This window comes from Anatilimnocola floriformis (assembly GCF_024256385.1).
GTDB classification, from domain to species: Bacteria; Planctomycetota; Planctomycetia; order Pirellulales; family Pirellulaceae; genus Anatilimnocola; species Anatilimnocola floriformis.
On sequence record NZ_JAMLFW010000003.1, the window covers coordinates 77559 to 97169 of the forward strand.

Sequence of the window (19611 nt, forward strand, 5' to 3'; positions counted from 1 at the left end):
CGACCCACCCTACCGTCGCAAAGCGAAAGCCGACATTCGCTAGCAACGCATTCTCCCTTGCGTTGATTCTCTTCGGTCACTAACATCCGCCGCGCTGGGAGGAAGGTCTTCCCACGATCCACTGTTGCGCGGAAGCCAGCGTGATCCGTCTACGTCGTCGCCGATTCCTGCTGCTCGCGAGCGCGCTCCTGGCGCCTCTCGCTCTCAGCGGCTGCGCGCTGCCGTATCCCTTCGGCACGCCTCAGCATCACGATCAGATCCTCAGCAAGCTCACCACGCCCGAAGTGCCGCCGCCCGAACTCGTTCGCGAGCAGCAGCCATACCCGACGGCGCTTAGCAAGTCGCAAGCCCAGGCTGCCAAGCCCTTGCCGTTGCAACAAACCGGCACGCCGATCGCCAAGCAGCTCGATCCCAATCAACTCGCCGGCCGCTTGCCCATGCGGTTCGAAAAACAGGCCACCGTTCAATCGCAGCCAGAACCAGCCGCCGAGAACCAGCCGCAAACACCCTCGCAGCCCGTCAATCCGCCGATCACACTCGACGTCACCACGCCCAGCGCGCTGGCGAATGCTCTGCTCCCTTCGCCCGACAAATCCTGGCCCGTCAACACGCCGCTCGGCAGCCTTAACACTCTGCAGCAGCAACCGACCTATCCACAGCAACACGCCGCGTACTCGCAGCAACCGCCCGCAGTTTCTCCTCCGACAGCCAACGTAAAACCGGTCGCACACTTCACGCCCGTCGTCGAAACGCCGCCCCAACCGTTCACACCACCGACCTTCGTCTCCCCGAGCGAAGTCGTTGCCAATGTTCCTGCTGCGAATGTTCCCGCCGCAAATGTTCCTGGCGTACCGCAATCACCGCCCACTCCGCCCACCGAACCGGCTTCCCCCTCGGATGCAACCGAGACAGCTGAAGTGCTGTTGCCGAAATTGATCGCCTCGCTGCAAAAAGAAATCCGCGAGCGAACCGAGCGGAAAGAACTCGACCAACTCCCCGCGCTCCAGCAAAAGCTGCGACTGCTGCAACTCGTCGGCGATGAAACCGACAGCGCGGTCGATCAGATCGAACAAATGCCCCCTGCCGAGCGCGAAGCCTTCAAGCAGTTGATGTTCGCTCTCACCACTTGGATGTCACCCGACGATGCCAAGCGGACCAGCCTGCGAAACGCCAAGATCCTCCGCTCGCTGCACGAAGCCAACGAACGCCTCTCCGCCGTCAGCAAGCTCGACCTGAAGAACCTGATGTTCTGCGAAAAGGTCGAAAGCTTCGGCTGGTACACCGAGTTTCCACGAGCGGAATTCACCCCCAAGCAGCAGGTCATTCTGTACGTTGAAGTGCAAAACTTCGCCGCCGAAGAGAAGAACCGCAACGCCTTCGAGACCGAACTGCAGGGCTCGTATCAAATCTTCGACGCCAGCGGCAGCATTGTCGACGAACGGCAACTCCCCCTCGATCGCGAAGTCTGCCGCAATTTCCGCCGCGACTATTTCCTGGCCTATCGCATCTACCTGCCGAACGAACTCGCGGCCGGCCGTTACCGCCTGGAACTCGCCGTCGAAGATCTGAAGGCCAAGAAGGACTTCAAGGGCCGCAAACAGGGCGAAGCCATGATCGAGTTTACGATCAAGTAATACTCTCCTCACTTCGCCGCCCGACGGCCCTTCGCGTTGCCTAAAAACCAATCCGAGCTTATCCTGAAAGCTGCGATTGGCCCTCCCTCCCGCTCTTCGGGTGTTGCATGAATCTGCTTTGGATCGTTCTCCCCTGTGCCGTGATTTTGACAATTGCCTACTTTACGTACGGCAGGCTTCTCACCCATTTGTTCCAGCTCGACCCGAACAAACAAACACCCGCCGAAGAACTGAACGATGGCCTCGACTTCGAGCCGTTGCCGGCCCACTCGCTCCTGCCGCAGCACTTTTCGGCCATCGCCGCGGCGGGGCCCATTGTGGGACCCATCGTCGCCGGTCTGACGTTCGGCTGGTTGCCGGCGCTCATCTGGATTCTCATCGGCTCGATCTTCATCGGCGGCGTGCACGATATGGCCGCCCTGGTCGCTTCGATCCGCCACCGCGCGACATCGATCGCCATGGTCGTACGCGAACACATGAGCCCGCTGTCGTACACGTTGTTCCTGACGTTCATCTGGATCGCACTGGTCTACATCATCGTGGCCTTCACCGACGTGACGGCGGGCTGCTTCATTCAAGCTCCCAAAGCCGAGGCGGGGAATGTCAGCGGCGGCGCGATTGCCTCGTCGTCGATCCTGTATTTGATTCTGCCGATCATCATGGGTCTGTGGATGAAATACGGAAAGCTCTCGCTGGGCATGGCAACGGTCATCTTCGTGCCGCTCGTCGCCGTGGCGATTTACGTTGGCAAGTACATGCCCGTTGATCTGCAGCAGATTTTGAACCTTTCACCCGGCAACTCCCGCAAGGTGTGGGACGTGCTGCTGCTGTTGTATTGCCTCGTCGCCGGCATGGTGCCGGTGTGGATGCTGCTGCAACCGCGCGGGCACTTGGGTGGTTACTTCCTCTATGCCGCGCTCGGCGCTGGCGCCATCGGCCTGGCCTTTGGCGGTGTGACGATTCAATACCCGCAGTTCCTCGGCTGGGAAGTGAAAAACGGCTCGGGCATCAATACGCTGTTCCCGGCGCTGTTCATCATGATCGCTTGCGGCGCTTGCAGCGGTTTCCACTCGCTGATTGCTTCGGGCACCACGTCAAAACAACTCAAGCGTGAGACCGACGCTCGCTCGATCGGTTACGGCGCGATGCTGATGGAAGCGATGGTCGCCATCGTTTCGCTTTGCTGCGTGATGATGTTTGCCCAGGGCTCGCCCCAACTCGACCTGACGAAGCATGGCCCGGACATGATCTATGCCCAGGGCATTGGCAAGTTTATGGAAGTGATCAGCACCAACGAAGCCTTTCGCGCGTTCGCGATTTCCTTCGGCTTGATGGCCTTCACGACGTTTGTGTACGACACGCTCGATGTCTGCACGCGACTTGGCCGCTACATCCTGCAAGAACTCTCCGGCCAACACAATTTCGCCGGCATGTTTGTGGGAACCGCACTCACCGCCGGCACGCCGCTGTTCTTCTTGTTGCGACATCCCAGCGACGCCGCCGTACCGGTGTGGCGAATGTTCTGGAACTTGTTCGGCGCGAGCAATCAATTGCTGGCCGCCCTCACGCTCCTCGGCGTCACGGTCTGGCTGTGGCAAACACGGCGGGCTTGGTGGGTGTGGGTCGTCACGGGCATTCCCACCGTGTGGATGTATACGATGAGCACCTGGGCTTTGACAGCGCTCACGTGGCCGAGCTTTTTCAAGGATGGCAAGTTCACCGTGCCGGCCGATCCCGTGCCGTGGGCCGGGGTGGTGCTGATGGTGCTCGCCATCATCATGCTCGGCGAAGCCATTCGCGTGATTGCCACGATCGGCAGTCCGCCGTCGCAACCCAAGCTGCAACCGGCCGCGGCGTAGTTCATCAGCCAGTTGCCGAAACTCCCACTTCGGCCCGCTTCGTTACCAGATCCGTCAGTCGTTTTTTCAGACTGACGAGTTCGGGCGTGACTTCGGCCTGTTCACTGAAGCGCGACTCCAATTGCTTCAGGCGTTCTTGCAGGCTCGCTTCGCTGGCAATCCGCGGCTGCACTTGCACCAGTCGCGGATAAACCTGCCGCACCAGAATCTGCAGCACATATCCCGCGAGCGGCCCAAACAGCAATCCCCAAATGCCCCAGGTCGCTGCCATCACGATCGCGACGAGTGCGGTCCAGAGCGGGTTGTAGCGATCGCGCTGAAACAACTTCGGCTCGATGACAAATTCCAGTAGGCAGAGGACCAGCACAATCGCGGCTAGCGCTGCCCAGGTTTGAGAACTCGCCCACGGCCCGTTCCAATCGGCCAGCTTGGGCGACGTAAGAATCATGACAACGGCCGAGCCGAAAATGGTGCCCAACCAAGGAATGAGTGTGAGCGAACCCGCCACCACCGCAGCCAGCGCGGCGTAGCGCAGATCGAGTACCGAAAACACCGCCCACAGCAGCACGACCGCGAGCAGAAATTGCAGAATCTCGCTCCGCAAATAAGCGCCGACCTCGCGCTCGATCGATTGCCACATTCGCTGCGCTCCGACTCGACGGCGCACCGGAACGAGCGACAGCCAGAGTCGTTCGAAACGTTCGCGGTCGAGCGTCCAATAAAACGCGAGCGCAAAGCAAATACCACCTAGCGCCGAGAGCTGCACCAGTCCCGCCGCCGTGCCGATCAAGGGCGTGAGGAGCATCTGCCCCAACTTTGCCGCCGGCGATTCACCAGCGGGAGTTTGTTTGATTTCTTCTTTGATCTCTTCACTGATTTCCGCCACGGGGCTGGTCATGCGGACGAACCAGTGATCGGGCGAGGCTTCGGCAAACGAAGTGGCCGCGAGCGAGATGTCTTGTTCGAGCGAACGCAAATTCGCCACGAGCGAAGGAGCAAGCATGATGAGCAGCACGCAGAGCACGAGCAGACAACCGCTGGCGACAACTCCCGCCGCCGCCCACGAGGGCCAGCCGCGCTCCCTGAAATACTCGACCTGCGGATGCAAGGCCGCCGCTACCGCCAGCGATGCCATAAAGATCGCAACAGCCGATCCTGCTGTCCACAGCGCAAGCAGGGCGAGGAGTGTGAGCGCAATCGCCGCGAGATGTTTCGCCAAAGTGAGTTGGGTCATGTCACGGTCACCTTCGCTACGGTCCGAGCGGGCACAGCGTCCTCCAGTTCGTCGCGAATCATTTCATCCATCGTCACTGCCAAGGTTTCGATCTCGGCAAAGCTTTCGGTCGTCCACAAATCGGCCGGAGTATCTTTTTGCCGCTGCTGCCGTTTGATGTCGTTGATCAGATCCTGCAATTCGTAATGCAGCACCCCGGCTGCGTCGCGTCTGGAGGTGAATTCCTGCGTTTTGAAATCGGCTTGCAGCACCAGGCGTTCGAATAATGTCTGACAAACGGCGGCCAGCGGAATCGCAAAGATCGCCCCAACGACGCCGAACAGTGCGCCGCACGCTACGATCGCAACCAGCGTCACCACCGCTCCTAGGCCCACGCTGCTTCCCATGATGCTCGGTACAAGCAGATAGTTTTCGAGCGTTTGCACACACATCGCGGCGACAATCACCAGCGCGGTTTGCTCTGGCCCCAGCGACAGCGCCACCAGAATCGCCGGCACAGCGCCGAGCGTCGGCCCGATGATCGGCACGGCTTCGAGCACGCCGGCAATCAGCGCGAGCATGAGCGAATAGGGCAAGCCGATCAGTAAAAACGCAATCAAGCTCAGCACGCCGACCGCAGCGCACAGCAGCAACTGCCCGCGTACGTAACCGCCGAGCTTCCGCAGCAACTCATCGACCAGATCCTGATAAAACTCGCGGCGATGATCGGGGGCGAGCTGCAAGATCGAGCGCGTCGTCGCCTCTTCGTGCGTCGACCAATAAAAGGCCAGCACGCCGACCGCGAGACAACCCAGCATGCCCGTTCCGATTTGCCACAACATTGACAGCGGCGAGTTGCTCGAATCACCCAGGCCGAGACTCATCAAGCCGATGCCGGTGATCTCGGGCATCGTGACCGGAACGCGATTGCCGATCGTTCGCAGCGTTCGATTGCTTGATGCCAGCAGGAAATCGCGCCCCTGATCGTAGAATCCAGGCAGCCGCTCCCAAAAAGCTCGGCCTTGCGAGACTAACTCGGGGAGTAGCAGCACAACGCTGCCGATCAGCAGCAGCGTGAAGAGCGAGTAGACCACCACGGTCGCCCACGCATGGTTCATCCGCAGGCGAGACTCGAGCAGGCGAATCACAGGTTGCAGTGCGACTGCCAGCACAATGCCACCAAAGAACAACAGTCCCAACTGCCGATGCCAGGCAATTGCGAAGGCGATCAGCGCGACGCTGACCGCAATCAGCGTCGCCTGTACGGTATTGCGAACCTTCCATTCGCTGGCCTCGGCCACGACGAGCGCAGGAACTTCTGTCTCTGCACCCGCGATTTCCGTGGGCAAGTTAGTAACCGTAAACGACACGTGCGGACCAGCCATGGCAGGGACTTTCTCAAGCTCGACAACAGTTCAAGCCGCGCTTAAGCACTTCCCGTGCCGGAAGTGATCCGTCAGTTCCACGGCCATTTGCATCACTTCAGGTTCCAATACCTGTGTACAGCCTGTTCGCCGACCCCGCACCTTGGCATCGGCGCGAGCAGCCTTCCGCGACGGCTGCGCAAACTCTGAAAGCGATCCTGTCGCTCCGCGCGACACACAACTTCAATTAACTTGCATTTTCTCCAGACTTTATTTGACATGCCCCTCCATGCTCGTTAGCATCCCTGGAAGTTCCGAACTTCAATTCTGAAGCGGATTTCGAGGCTCCGGCAACTCAGCCGCAGGTCTCGAGGTCGTTTGGTGAATGCCGATCAGGAGCGGACGTGATGAGCCAGCATCTTCGTCTGTCGGTCCCCTTGTTGGTTTTTGCGACATGCCTCGGGGCCGCGCCGCGCGCTGCCGTCGCCATCACTCCTGAGGCCCCCGAAGTGAAAGCCGTGCTCGACAAGGCTTTCAAATTTCTTGAGACGGCCGACGACACCCGCCTCGGCGGCAAATGCCTCATCGCCTTGGCTTTTTTGAAGAACGGCGCCGACGAAACGCATCCCAAGGTCGAAGCCGCCGTGCAGGCCTGTCTGCAAGCGACTCGCGGTGAACCCGCCGCGATCAACAACGACATCTACAGCACCGGCATTTCGATCATCTTTCTCTGCACGCTCAATCCCAGCAAATACCACATCGAGATTCTCAAGCTCCGCGACTCCCTCGTGCTGCGGCAAAAAGAGCAAGGCGGCTGGGGTTACGCCCAAGGCCAGCACGCCGCGACCGGCGACACCTCGATGACTCAGTACGCGGTGCTCGCCTACTGGGAAGTCTCGAAGGTCGGCCTCGGTTTGGACGTGCCGACGACAGAAAAAGTGGGCAACTGGATCATTCGCACGCAGGACCCCAGCGGCGCGTGGGGCTATCAAGGCAGCGAAGCCGCCATCGTCGAAGAAGACGGCAAGCGGCCGAAAGTCGAACTCGTCAAACAAGCGGGGACGCGCGCGAGCATGACCGCGGCCGGTCTCGGCTGTCTGCACATGGTGGCCGATCTGCTGAAACTCACCGAACTGCAAAGCGAGCGCGACGCCAAATTGCCCCCCGCGGTGCGTTTGCTGAAAAAAGGCGGCGCGCAAGCCGCCCTCAGCGACAAGGTGGATGTGCGGTTGCTGAAGGCCGCCCTCGAACGAGGCCGCGGCTGGATGGGCAAAAATGCCAAGCTGGAACAGAAGTCGTTCCAAATGTATTACCTCTACGGCTTCGAGCGGTTCCAGAGTTTTCAAGAGGCAGCCGACGGCCGGTTCCTCAAGGAACCGCGCTGGTACAGCGAAGGCTACACCATGCTGAAGAAAGATCAGCTGGAAGATGGCTCGTGGAAGAGCGATCACCCGGGCCTCGATGTTCCCGACACGGCCTTCGCCACGCTCTTCCTCCTGCGTTCGACCAAGAAAGCCATCGAACGTTCGAAAGCGTACGCCGAAGGGTTGCTCGTCGCAGGCCGCGGTCTGCCGGCGAACAATCAAGAAGTGGCCATTCGCTCGGGCCGCATCGTGCAAACCAAAGTGAATGTCACGGCGGCGCAGCTTGTCGAGATCTTGCATCAGCCCGAGCATCGCGCGTTCGCCACTGTCAACGGCGATCTGGAATTGCTCCGCGAACGACTCGTGGCCCTGCCGCCAGCGGAGTTGCCGCCGCTCCTCACGCGACTCCGCGGCCTAGTGGTAACCGGCGTTGCCGATGCGCGACTCTCGGCCGTGCGGGTCCTCGGTCAGATGCGCGACCTGTCGGCAGCCGAGTCGCTCATCGCCGCGCTCGACGATCCCGATTGGCGCGTGGTGCTGGCCGCCGATGAAAGCCTCCGTTCGCTAGGGCGAATCGTTTCGCCGAGCAATCTATCTGACAAGCCGAACAAAACGGTGCGTCAAGAATCCATCCAGGCCTGGAAGCGCTGGTTATTGAACATTCGCCCGGATGCAGAGTTCCTGAATTGATCACTCCAGTTCGATTGCACCCGTTGCATGACCAGCCAGCCCGCGCAGCCCGATTCTCTCGCTCCGGCGAACCAACCCGTCGCTCCCGCACAGCAATCGCCTGCTGCGGCCACAACCGCCGTTGAGCTCGCGAAGAAGAAAAACTCCACGCTGCTGTATGTGGTTATCGGCCTGGTTGCGGCTCTGATCGTCGTCGGCGGCGGAGCAGCGCTGTTGTTCCTGCCCAAATCGCCGCCGGTGCAAATGATCAAAGCGGCGGCCGTTCCTCCCGACCGCGGCACCGCGCCGCCATTGCCCGCGTATCAATTGGAACAAGCCAAGCCGACGTCACGTAGCGTTGCTGCTGAAGAAGAGCATCTCGAGAAAATCACCGCTGCCGCCAAGCGATTGCAAGCGAGGCTGTTGGTCGGCGCAGGTGAAGCGACCGCCCCGCGCGAGTTCATCGTCCGCGGCGGTGGAGCCGGCGATTCCGCGAAGCTCGAGCTCCCCAATCACGAGCGTTGGGAAATCCAATTCCCGCCGGGCCTCACCATCGAAGCCTATGCGCGGCAACTCGATTTTTTCCAGATGGAACTCGGCGTTATCGGTGGTTCGCAACAGGTTTCGTATCTGTCAGAACTCTCCAACCCCAAACCGAAAGTCCGCGTCGCGGCCGGCAACACTGACGCACGACTCTATTTGATCTGGAATCGCGGGCCGATGCGTGAAGCCGATGAAATCCTCGTCGGCCGCGCGGGACTGAGCATCGAGGGGAAAGTGCTCGCTCATTTCTGTCCGCCGGCCCTCGAAGCCGACATGCTGCGGGTGGAAGCCGAACAAGCTAAGGCCAACAACTTCACGCAGGTCCGCCGCACGGTCTTCAGCTTTCAGCCTGGCGCCGGCGATGGCTTTCGCTTGGCCGTGGTCGAGCAGAAAGGAGACTGAAGCGAATGACCGCGGACGAACTCCTGACGAAACTCGAAAAGAGCGACTTGGTTGCTCCCGAGATCATCGCCACGCTGCGCCGTCAGGTCGCCGCGTCCAAAGATCCGGTCCCGCCGTCGGCAGTCACGAAGCTACTCGTCGATAAAGGCCACCTCACCGCCAACCAGGCAGCCCGCCTGGAGCAAACGAGCGCTTCGCAAATCGCCAAGCAGCCAGCCGCACCAGCAGTTGCTGCCGCAGCACCGGTAAAAGCCGTGCCGCTCCAAAGCAGTTCCGTGCATGACGACTTGGGCCTCGCGGCGCTTGATGAACTCGACGCGCCGAGTCCTGCGGCGTCCGCTTCACAGAAGAAAACGGCAACCCCAACCGCTGCGAAGTCGGCAGTGAAGGTCGCGCCAGCCAAACCGCCGCCGTCACTCGATGATCTCGGCCTCGCGCCGCTCGACGAGCTCGACGCACCAACTCCTGCAGCTCCCGCACAAAAACCAGCGGCAGCTTCACTCCCCGTCGCCAAACCGCTAGCCAAGGCAGCTCCAGCAAAAGCGCCGCCGTCGCTCGACGACCTCGGCCTCGCGCCGCTGGATGACTTGTCTCCTGCCGCCGCGCCAGCAACCGCGCCGACACCGGCTGCCAAGTCAACGATTCAAAAAGCAGCTCCCGCAGCTCCGCAAAAAGCTGTCACGCAGAAAGCATCGCCACAACCATCGGCGATTCAAAAAGCTGCGGCTGCTCCCGCTGTGGCAGCCACTGGTCTCGCCGATCTGCCAGCCCTCGACGACTTAAGCACACTCGATGATTTGCAGTCGCTCGATGGTCTAAGTTCGCTAGGCGACGATCCTCTTAGCAGCGGCGGCCTGACCGACCTCGGCGCGCTCGCCACACAGACTGCAGCGCCGGTTAAAGCACAGATCACTCCCGCCACGGTCACCGCGCCGAAAGCAGCCAGTGAGAGTCGCACAACTCTCTTCGTCGGCCTCGGCATCGGTGGCGCGGCGCTGCTGGTGATTGTCATCGGTCTCGCGCTTTTTCTGTGGCCACGCGGCGATGGAGCTATCGCCTTTCAAGCCGCCGAACAGGCTTATCAGGAAAAACAGTACGCTGCCGCGAGTGAAAAATACGATGCCTTTCTCCGCCTTCATCCGCGGCACGAGCAAGCCTCCCTTGTTCGTGTGCACCGCGGTATGTGTGCGATTCAACTAGCAAATGTCTCGCCGCCGAATTGGCCGCAACTGTTGCCAGTGTTCAGCAATGCCGCAGACGACATCGCCGCCGAACCGGCGCTCGGCCAGATCCATGCCGAGCTCGCGCCACTATTGGTGAGCATGACCGAAGGGCTCGCCGAGGTCGCGACCAGTCAAAAAGTTGATCAACAAACACCAAGCCGATTGCAACAAGCCCGCGCAGCTCTTGCGCTCTGCAACGATACTCGTTTGTTGCCCAGCACGCTTCGCCCTTGGCAAAAGCTGGCCGATATCGAAGACCGTTTGCAGCTTGTCAGCCGCGAAGTGAACAAAGCCACTGCCCGCGAGCAAGCCAAGTCTGCCGTTTCGACGGCGCTCACTTCGGGGAATCTTTCTGCTGCCTTACAGGCACGAAGCAACGCTCTCGCAAAATATCCTGAACTGGCCAGCGATGAACTTTGGACCGAACTCGCGCCGGAGTTCGCTACCGCAGCAACGAGTAGCGCAAAGCTCATCGCCGAAAAGAAAGCTGCCGAACGAGATCCGCTTCCTTCGCCGATCAAGGCGAATTTCCCCTGGCAGTTGCTCAACGCTCGCTTACAACCGACTCCGCCGCCGGCCAGCGAACAAGTCCTGCTCTTCGCCGCCGCCGGCGCGGTGCACGCGCTCGATCAGACGACCGGCCAGGCACGCTGGAGTCGCTATCTCGCCAACAGCGACTGGCCGCTGACGTCAGCCGATGGCAAACGCACCTGGCTGATCGATCGGCAGCAGAACGAACTGCTAAGCGTAACGACCAGCAACGGCAACCTACTCTGGAGACAGCCACTGCCGAGTAACGTGGCGGGCGCTCCGCTTATGGTCCGCGACAAACTCTATGTTTCACTCGCCAGTGGCAAGGTGCTGACGCTCGACTCCAACTCGGGCGAACTGCAATCAACGCTCGAACTGCCGCAACCTTTGTTGATCGGCCCAGTCGCGGCCAGCGACTCGCTATGGCAACTCGGCGACGAAGGTTTGCTGTATAAGTTGTCGCTTGCCGAGCAGAAATGTTCCGCGATCCATCTCGGCTTCGAGCGCGGCACGGCTCGCTTTCCACCGCTGTCGTACGACCGCCGCGTAGTGGTCGCGAGCAGACGCGGCGATCAAACCGAACTCTGTCTCATCACAGACGAAGCCAAGCCAACGATCAAACGCCAACGCATCGCCGGCGTGATTGCAGCACCGCTCACCGCACAGGGAAAAACACTGTTCATTGCTACTACAGATGGCAAGCTTCAATTGCTGGAACCGGCCGATGGCAACGAACCGTTCAAAATTGTGCAAACCATTCCACCAGCCGCGGGTCCACGTGTGATCCGGCAGGTGCAGGCGACGCGCGGCGGAGTTCTCGCCGCCGATCGCGGCCTGGCCCTGCTCAAGCTCGATGCTGCCGGCAAAGTGCAGACCGGCTGGAATATTTTCGCCGCCGATCTCTTCGACAGCAGCGGTTCTCAGCAGGAAGAAACAATCCTCGCCACTCGCTATGCTGCCGAGCACCAAACGCTGATCGCCGCGAAGGTCAATGCTGGCGATGGCGTCGCGACCTGGCAATCGCCTCTCAATCCGCCGCTGATGTTGCTCGCTGACAAAGAAGAGGACTCGCTGCCGATCGCGATTCCGTCGTCTGCCGTGGCGAAGTTACTGACGCTCGATGCAACGGCCGATCTGAACGCGGCGTTCAAACAAATCCTTTCACAGCCGATCCACAGCAATCTCAAGACATCGCCGCTTGGCGATCGGCTGACCGTCGGCGATGAACAACTGATCGCGCCGTTGGGGTCGCGCGAATTGCTGTTCGTTAAGCCAGCTGATTTCTCCGTTCGCAAATTGCCGCTCCCTGGATCGCTCGCAGGCCGGCCAGCCGTTGCGGGGCAGAACTTGCTGGTGCCATTGAGTGACGGTTCGATTCAGTGCCTCAGCGCGGCCAGTGGTGAAATCATGGCCGCTCCATTTATGCTACCCAATGCCTCAAATTCTGTTGCGGTGATCGCGCTCGATGATGGCGGCCAAAGTGCGCTCGTTAGCGATGGATCGCAAACCATCGTTCGCATCGGTTTGAGCGCGGAACCAAAACCGCATTGGAGCGAGCAAGCTGCAGTTCGTTTGCAGCAACCGCTCGCAGCGCCGCCCGCGACGCTCGCGGAAGTCGTGTTTGCCGCCGATCGCCGTGGCCAACTGCAAGTTTATTCACTCCCAGAGCTAACTGCTGGGACAAGCGTTGATTTGAAAGGCGGCCAGGTGAATTGGGGGCCGCACCGCGTCGGCGATTGTGTGTTGCTGGCGACCGATCGCGACGAACTTTGGTGTTGCGATGCGACGCGGCAACCGCGCTGGCAACAACCCCTCTCAGCCGGTCACCTCATCGGCCCGCCGCTCGTTCAAGATGGCAAGTTGATTGTTACGACCGCGAGCGGAACGGTCGAAGTTCGCTCGGCAGGCTCTGGCGAAATCATGGCGAGCGCGAACACCCGTCAACCATTAGCCGGCTCCGCGCTCCTCAGCGGCAAATCGCTCTGGCTGACGACGAACTTCGGTCAGGTCATTCAGATGGCCATTCCTACGGAGATGGCCCAATGAAATTTATCCCCACGCTTTTGCTCCTGATCGCTCCGCTCACCGCGTTCGCCGCCGAACCACTCCACCGGCAAGCGCCCTTTGATGAGATCAAACTCGACGAAAACAACAATAGCGTGCTCCTCAAGGTCAAGCCGCTCGATTTGATCGAGAGGAAAGTTCCGCCACCAGCCAATCGTCGCGGCGATCTCGAGGTGGAGTTGCTCGATCGGCCTGGCGAGAAATTTGCCATCGCCTGGTCGAGCATCGTCGACGTGCGGCTGTTCGAGGATCGCGTGCTCGCCGAGGCAGAAAAGTTGGCCGGCGATGGCAAGTATGATGACGCGCAAGGAAGCTTCCGTTATCTCGAGCAAAAGCATCCGCAGTTGCCGGGTTTGAAACCCGCCATCGAAAATTTCCTCTGGTCGCAGATCGGCGGCAGCTTTCGCGCGGGGAAGCATGACGAAACGCTGGCCCTGCTCGTCGAACTGCATCGCCGCAATCCGCAGCGGCAAGGACTGAGCACCGCCTATGAGCGAACGACGATCGAACTGGTGAAGCAGCGACTCGCGACAAAAAACTATCGCGGCGCGCGCGGTTTGCTCGCCTCGTACGTCAAGCGATTCCCGGAAGCGGGCCCGGCTGTGGTCGCCCCCTATCACACGCAGTTGCAGGAACAAGCAACAGCGCTGGTGACCCAGGCTCAAGCGGCAGCCGCCGCGGAAAAATGGAGCGAAGCCAACACCATTTGTCAGCAGGCGCTCGATGTCTGGCCCGCCGTGGCAGGCGGCAGCGCACTCTCGCAGCAGATCCACACCAAGTTTCCCGCCGTCACTGTCGGCGTGATTGGTTCGCCGGTGTTGCCGACCCCAAATAGCTCCGCGCTCACCGATTGGCACGTCCGTCGCTTGAATCATTTGCTCGCCACGCCGATTGTCGAACTCGTCGATAGCGAAAAGGGCCCTGTCTATCGCTCACACTACGGCCGCGTCAACTTGCAGGCCGACGCAAAACAATTCCTGCTGAAGCTGGAAAACAACAAGGAGAGTGCGCCCGATCTCGCGCGCCGCATCAAGCCGGCGGGAGTCACGGCCACGGCGATTACGGGAGTGCGGGCGCGAGGGCTGAGCGAGTTGGTGTTTGAATTTCAAAACCCGCAACTTCGGCCCGCGGCCTGGCTGCAGTTTGGTTTGCTCGATTCCAACGGCAATGCAACCGTCGGCAATTACACGGCGGAGCCAGCGATTCACGAACGAACGACGCTCCGCCGCCGCGCGAGCGTCACCGCGCCCACGGCAGCGCCGCAGTTGATTCACGAGCGGAAATTCCCCGAAGCGACGCCCGCCCTCCTCGCGCTGCGTCGCGGGCAGATCAATGTGCTCGATCGCGTTCCGCCGTGGGAACTCGCGCGGCTGCGTAACAACAACGAGATCAAGCTGCTGCCGTATGCGATTCCGACCGTGCATCTGCTCATTCCGAACAGTGCGAAGCCGTTCACTGCCAATCGCCATGTGCGACGTGCGCTGCTGTATGCTCTCGATCGCGAATCGATTTTGAAGCAAGGCTTGCTCGGCGATGAATCGTTGCCAGGGTGTGAGGTGATCAGCGGGCCGTTTCCCAAAGGCCCCGATCGTCTGCCCTGGACTTACGCTTGCGATCCCGAAATTCGGCCGCGCGGTTACGATCCGAGCCTGGCCAGCGTTCTTTTGGAAATCGGCCGGGCCGAAGCGGGACTGAATCAACCAACTCCTCAGGCGCTCGTTCTCGCGCACGACGATCAGCCGACGACGAAAATCGCTTGCCAGTCGATCGCACGACAACTGGCCCGCATCGGCCAACCGATCACGCTGCAGCAGACGACCGGTGGCACGCTCAATGCGAATGCCGATCTGCAGTATGTGGAAGTAGCGATCACCGAGCCGCTGGTCGATGTGTGGTCGTTGCTCGGCCCGGCGGGAATCGCCGCGCCATGCAGCCCGCTGATGCAGGAACATTTTCGCGGCTTGGAGACGGCTGCCGATCTGGCCGTCGCAACTTCTCGGTTACAAGCCATGCATCGGCTCGTGGCTGCCGAGTTGCCGGTTATTCCCTTGTGGCAAACGACCAACTACCTCGCTGTTCACACCAGCCTGCAAGGTCTCGCCGAACGGCCGGTGTCGCTCTACGAAGATGTCCTCAACTGGCAGGTCGCCTGGCGACCGCCGCAGGAGTGACGATGCGCTTGTGCTGTCTATTTCTGCTATTTGCCTTCTTCACGCCAGAGTTGCTGCGCGCAAACGGCCCAGATGAGTCAAGCGGACAAGCGACCAGTTGGGAACTCACGCCGAATCGCATTCAGCTGTGCGTGTTCGTGCGACCTTCGTCCCGTTTGCCAAGCGTGCGTGAAGCAGAATTGGCCGAGCAACTTGTCGCGCAGGCCACGGCAGTGAATGGCGGACCGTGGCAAGTATCGTCGAATCAAAAGTTCGCCAGTGCTCGCAATCGTTGGCTGCGAGAACTCGCCGCGACCGATCCGCCGGCAGCGATTGACGTCGAAGCAAGTTGCGACAAAGTGATCTTCGTGGCCATCAGCGAACAAGACAGCCAGTTCAGCATCACAGCGCGCGAGTGGGACGCCACGACGCGATTGTGGAACGTGCCGGTCGCGCGCACGACCGCGCAAGTCGGCCTGATTGCCGAGGAAGCGTTCTCCGCCGTGCAAGCTGCTTTCGGGCCATTGCTCCGTATTGAAGAAATTACTGACAAGAGCACCGGCGTACTCGCGCGCGTGCGCGGCGGCGCGATTCCCAAACGCGACGGCAGCGCGTGGGTTGTGCCACAGGGAACGTGCTTTCGCCCCGTGCTTGTCCAAGCCGACAAACAAGGTCAACCGCAACCGGCAACGACCACAGTGATTCCCTCGACCTATCTCGCGGTACTTTCGCCGGCGCCGACTTCGGGCAGCAATCGCGGCGTGCTGAAGTGCGGCAGCGCGTCGGCGATCGGCGGCGACGTTTTTCCGGCGTATCATCCCGCGCAACTTCGGCTCGCCGTTGGTTTGTCTCCATCAGCGCTGCCGGTTCGCGTGCGTGTGGTCGATGCCGATGCCGCCGAACAGCCGCTTGCTGGCTACGAACTGCAGCGGGCTGCCATCGACAACCAAGGCAAGAAAATGACGCCGTTGGGAGTGACCAACTCTCAAGGAACTGTCGAGCGCGCCGAGCTTGGCCCGGGCGTAAATTGGATCTTCGTCACTCGCGGCGGCGCGACGCTCGGCAGTCGGCCGGTGATTGCCGGATTACAAAGCGAAGTGGTGATCGCGGTGAAGAACGATCGCAAACGTTTGGAGTTGTCAGCGGCCATCGCCGAACTCAACGACGATCTGCTCGATACACTGAGCCGAGTCGCGATCCTGGCCGTGCGACAGCGCGAAGCCGTGCTCAAACGCGACCTTGCTCTCACCGGCCGCGTATCGCAAGAGCTGACCGCCGCGACAAAGAACCCGCGCCTGGCCGCGCGACTCGCGGAGCTAGAGAAACAAACGGCGGCCACCGACGAAGCCACCAAAAGTCGCCTGGCCCCCGATCTGCAAAAGGCCCGGCATGCGCTCGAACGACTGACTGCGGCGCCCACCGACGAGCCGTGATGCCGGAGCTAGTGACCAAAAATGCCAAGCTAGAATCGCTAGACGAGGTAGTGGGCGATTAAGTGGACCCGTTTTCGATTGGCACGCGGCCTGCCTAGTGCGGAAACTTGTTCTCCAGGCCGGTTCCATCCATATCGTGGATGCCGCTACGCCACACCCTCGGCCTCACCTTCCGGTCGATCTGCTCCAGGGGCCAGAACACTCTAGGAGCAATGCAAGCTGAATGAGGAGGGACTACAAAATTGTCATCTCCAAAGTAGCGATAGTTGAGGAGATAGAACCGGCCGTCTCTCTCCTGATGATACGCGGAACCGGGGCGGACCAGCGCCAGATAGCTCCCCACGTACAGAACCGGCAAGAGCAGCAGCACAATAGCGACGATCAGCGGTGCGCGCGATTCGCGTTTCATGATGCGGTTTGGCTGGAGAGGAATTGGGGATTCATTATTCATCCTTACAAGCGCCTTTAAGCGTATCGCCACTCACGCCAGGCATCAATCATTTCATCGAGCTAGTAGGTCGGGTGCCCAAAAATGCCACTCCAGAATCGGTGGACTAGGTAATGGGTTTAGCCTTGCCTAACTGTCCATATCGAATAGGCTTCGGGCATGAACGCGAAATCCACCTAAGGTGATCCTGCCATGCTGCGAGTTCGGCAGCTTTGGGAAGAGAAAAAGGTCGAGGGCTGGCCCCAGCAAAGGCTGGGCGAAGCTATGGGCTACAAGGGCGATACCGCGCGCAAATCCGTCAACCAGTTTCTAAAGAGCCGCGACCCTCAGATTTCGATGCTGCGGCGGTTTGCGGACGCTGTGGGGGTGGCGCTGTCTACGATTGTGCGGGAGTAAACGATGGCAAAGAAACGGCGCAAGGTTTTTAACAAGACGTGGGTTCTGGGAAACCTGCGAGAAACAGCTGAGCACATCGAATCGGCAGTCAAGCTGATTGAAGAAGACCGGCAGGGAGAAAGTGTTTTGGAGGCGTGGATCGAGTCCATCTATCGAGACTTGAATCGCGCCTGGAATGGTCGCAACATGACCATCGCTGAGTGCCAGGCAAACGACGAGCAAATCCGCTCATTTCCGCCCGACATGGAATTCGGCGATGGATAGACGGACTTATTGGGCAGCCGCGCTACTTGTTGGGCAAACGGGACTTATTGGGCAAAGCCAATCCAGTTGGCGACAAAGCGCGCCTCGATCTTTGGCAAGCTGGTGGATTGATGACTTACCACAGGGATCGTGCGCGCTGAACGGAGAGCCGTTGATTCGGTGACGAGCTATCTGCGGGGCAGCAGGGGCAATACGAGGGGTTATCAGCGTGCAATATCCGCATAGCGGCCAAATAAGGGCTTGCACGGCGGTGCGACAAGCAAGTGCTTGGCCGGTCGCGGGTTGCAACGATAATCAGTTGCGCAATATCTGCAGCGACATGGTGATAAAGTTGTTATATTGTTTTGCAGATGTTTTTGCGCAAGTGCTTGTCTGGTTGGGCGTTTTGAGCGAAAAACAATTTGCGCAAGGTGTTATAAAACTCGCAAGCGAACGATCGCTAAGGGTAATCGCCTAACGCAGCAGAGAGGCAGCGGAAGAGCGCACTGCGGCGACTAGTCCTGGCATGGTGTAGGTCGTCGCCTCCACGGCGGGTTGCAGGCCAAGCTCGCGGAGTGTCGCCGAAGTGATTGGGCTAATGCTGGCGAGCTTTGTCTTGTGCAATTGATCGCCGAACATCGCATGCAGCGAGCGGGCGATTGCAGAACTGGTGACCGTCACCCAATCCAGCTTGCCGGCGCTGAGCAAGGGAGCAATTTCTGACGCCGGCTGGGCGACGTCGCGACTTTCGTAGACGACGACTTGCTCGACGCTGCCGCCGGCTGCTGTTAATTCTTCGGCGAGCACTTCACGGCCGCGGCTGGCGCGGAGCAGGAGAAACTTTTGGTCGCGGGCCGAGCCCTTCAGTGCATCGGCGAGTGCTTCCGCGCGGAATTCATCCGGAAGAAGATCGGCGCGGAGCGAGTGCTTTTCGAGTTCGGCCGCGGTGCCTGGTCCGATCGCGGCGATCTTCGCCTGAGCGAGCGTTCGCAGATCTTTGCCGAGCGACCAAAGTCGCTGCAGAAAATAGTGCACGCCATTGCTGCTGGAGAAAACCAACCAGTGGAACTCGTTCAACTTAGAAATCGCAGCATCGACTGGCGACCAATCAGCGGGCGGACCAATTTCGATGGCTGGCTGCAGGAGCACTTCGGCGCCGAGCTCGGCGAGCGGCGCGAGCAGGTCTTCGGCTTGGTGGGCTGGACGTGTAACGACGATGCGCTGCCCAAACAGAGGCCGCTGATCGAACCAGGACCAATCGCGCGAGGCGGCGGCCACTTCGCCGACGACAATAATGACCGGCGGGCGGAGCTTGGTTTGTTCGACGAAGGCAGCGACTTCGCCGAGCGTGGTTTGCCAGACTTGCTGATCGGGAAACGAACAGCGGCGAACCAGCGCGACGGGAGTGCTCGGCGATTTTCCAGCTGTGAGCAGACCGCGCGACCATTCGCGGGCAGAAGTCACACCCATGTAGAAACAGAGAGTGCCGGGAAAGCTTGCCAGCGCGCCGTAGTTGAGACGTTCGCCTGTTTTCTCGGGGTTCTCCTGGCCAGTGACGATGGCGACGGCGGAGGCTTGTTCTTTTTGCGTCAGCGGCAGGCCAGCGTAACTGGCCGCGGCAAACGCAGCCGTGATGCCGGGGACGATTTCGAAGGGAACTTTCGCGGCGACGAGGGCGCCGATCTCTTCGGCAGCGCGGGCGAAGACTGTGGGATCGCCGCATTTCAGCCGGACGACGCTTTTACCCGCAGATGCCGCGGCGATCGTTCGCTCGTTCACTTCCTGCTGCGTCAGCAATCGGCCGCGACCATGCTGGCCGAGGCAGAGCAATTCGGCACCCGCACGGCAATGCTGCAGGAGTTGCGGGTTGGCGAGATAGTCGTACAGTACGACATCGGCGCGGGCGAGCACTTCCGCGCCGCGGAGCGTGATCAAGCCGGGATCGCCGGGGCCGGCGCCCACGAGGTAGACGTTACCCGTCGCAGCAGGTTGTTCGGCGGGTACCATGAGGGAAGTGTTCCTGATTGTCGGCTTTTGCTGCCGCAAGCCGCAACGGCTGCAAGACGCGTCTTTCA

Annotated in this window: 13 protein-coding genes; 9 read left to right on the forward strand and 4 right to left on the reverse strand. The window is 60.5% G+C overall.

What is annotated here, in order from left to right:
* Positions 1-140: 140 nt before the first annotated feature.
* Together M9Q49_RS33530 and M9Q49_RS33535 are read left to right on the forward strand one after the other, a co-directional pair.
* Positions 141-1634, forward strand: a complete 1494-nt coding sequence (locus M9Q49_RS33530; protein ID WP_254513700.1) for a hypothetical protein — start codon at positions 141-143, stop codon at positions 1632-1634.
* A gap of 107 nt (positions 1635-1741) precedes the next feature.
* The gene (locus M9Q49_RS33535) at positions 1742-3493 is read left to right on the forward strand and encodes a carbon starvation CstA family protein (RefSeq protein WP_254513701.1); all 1752 of its coding nucleotides are present in this window, start codon (positions 1742-1744) and stop codon (positions 3491-3493) included.
* A gap of 4 nt (positions 3494-3497) precedes the next feature.
* Here M9Q49_RS33535 and M9Q49_RS33540 read toward each other — a convergent pair whose 3' ends face one another.
* The gene (locus tag M9Q49_RS33540; RefSeq protein ID WP_254513702.1) at positions 3498-4727 is read right to left on the reverse strand and encodes an AI-2E family transporter; all 1230 of its coding nucleotides are present in this window, start codon (positions 4725-4727) and stop codon (positions 3498-3500) included.
* Positions 4724-6091 carry an AI-2E family transporter gene (locus tag M9Q49_RS33545; RefSeq protein WP_254513703.1) on the reverse strand — a complete coding sequence of 456 codons (1368 nt, stop codon included), beginning with the start codon at positions 6089-6091 and terminating at the stop codon, positions 4724-4726. The genes M9Q49_RS33540 and M9Q49_RS33545 overlap by 4 nt, the downstream gene beginning before the upstream one ends.
* Positions 6092-6477: 386 nt before the next feature.
* Here M9Q49_RS33545 and M9Q49_RS33550 point away from each other — a divergent pair, with 386 nt between their 5' ends.
* Genes M9Q49_RS33550 through M9Q49_RS33570 form a run of 5 tightly spaced genes read left to right on the forward strand, consistent with a single transcriptional unit; the run spans position 6478 to position 16449 of the window.
* Complete coding sequence (locus M9Q49_RS33550; protein WP_254513704.1) at positions 6478-8124, forward strand: hypothetical protein; 1647 nt, start codon at positions 6478-6480, stop codon at positions 8122-8124.
* A 27-nt stretch (positions 8125-8151) separates the two neighbouring features.
* Positions 8152-9048 carry a hypothetical protein gene (locus M9Q49_RS33555; RefSeq protein ID WP_254513705.1) on the forward strand — a complete coding sequence of 299 codons (897 nt, stop codon included), beginning with the start codon at positions 8152-8154 and terminating at the stop codon, positions 9046-9048.
* A 5-nt stretch (positions 9049-9053) separates the two neighbouring features.
* A complete protein-coding gene (locus tag M9Q49_RS33560) occupies positions 9054-12848 on the forward strand; it encodes an outer membrane protein assembly factor BamB family protein (protein ID WP_254513706.1) in 3795 nt (1264 codons plus the stop codon).
* Positions 12845-15037, forward strand: a complete 2193-nt coding sequence (locus M9Q49_RS33565) for an ABC transporter substrate-binding protein (protein WP_254513707.1) — start codon at positions 12845-12847, stop codon at positions 15035-15037. The genes M9Q49_RS33560 and M9Q49_RS33565 overlap by 4 nt, the downstream gene beginning before the upstream one ends.
* 2 nt (positions 15038-15039) lie before the next feature.
* On the forward strand, positions 15040-16449 hold the full coding sequence (locus M9Q49_RS33570) for a hypothetical protein (protein ID WP_254513708.1): 1410 nt from the start codon (positions 15040-15042) through the stop codon (positions 16447-16449).
* Positions 16450-16543: 94 nt separating this feature from the next.
* On the opposite strand, the gene M9Q49_RS33575 is transcribed toward M9Q49_RS33570, so the two are convergent.
* The gene (locus tag M9Q49_RS33575; RefSeq protein WP_254513709.1) at positions 16544-16900 is read right to left on the reverse strand and encodes a hypothetical protein; all 357 of its coding nucleotides are present in this window, start codon (positions 16898-16900) and stop codon (positions 16544-16546) included.
* A 189-nt stretch (positions 16901-17089) separates the two neighbouring features.
* On the opposite strand from M9Q49_RS33575, the gene M9Q49_RS33580 reads away from it, so the two are divergent.
* Positions 17090-17293: a hypothetical protein gene (locus tag M9Q49_RS33580; RefSeq protein ID WP_254513710.1), complete on the forward strand. Its 204-nt coding sequence runs from the start codon at positions 17090-17092 to the stop codon at positions 17291-17293.
* A 3-nt stretch (positions 17294-17296) separates the two neighbouring features.
* Positions 17297-17557, forward strand: coding sequence for a hypothetical protein (locus tag M9Q49_RS33585; RefSeq protein WP_254513711.1), 261 nt, complete (start codon positions 17297-17299; stop codon positions 17555-17557).
* A gap of 453 nt (positions 17558-18010) precedes the next feature.
* Here the strand turns inward: M9Q49_RS33585 and cobA are convergent, their stop codons facing one another.
* Positions 18011-19543, reverse strand: coding sequence for a uroporphyrinogen-III C-methyltransferase (gene cobA / locus M9Q49_RS33590; RefSeq protein ID WP_254513712.1), 1533 nt, complete (start codon positions 19541-19543; stop codon positions 18011-18013).
* Positions 19544-19611: the final 68 nt, after the last annotated feature.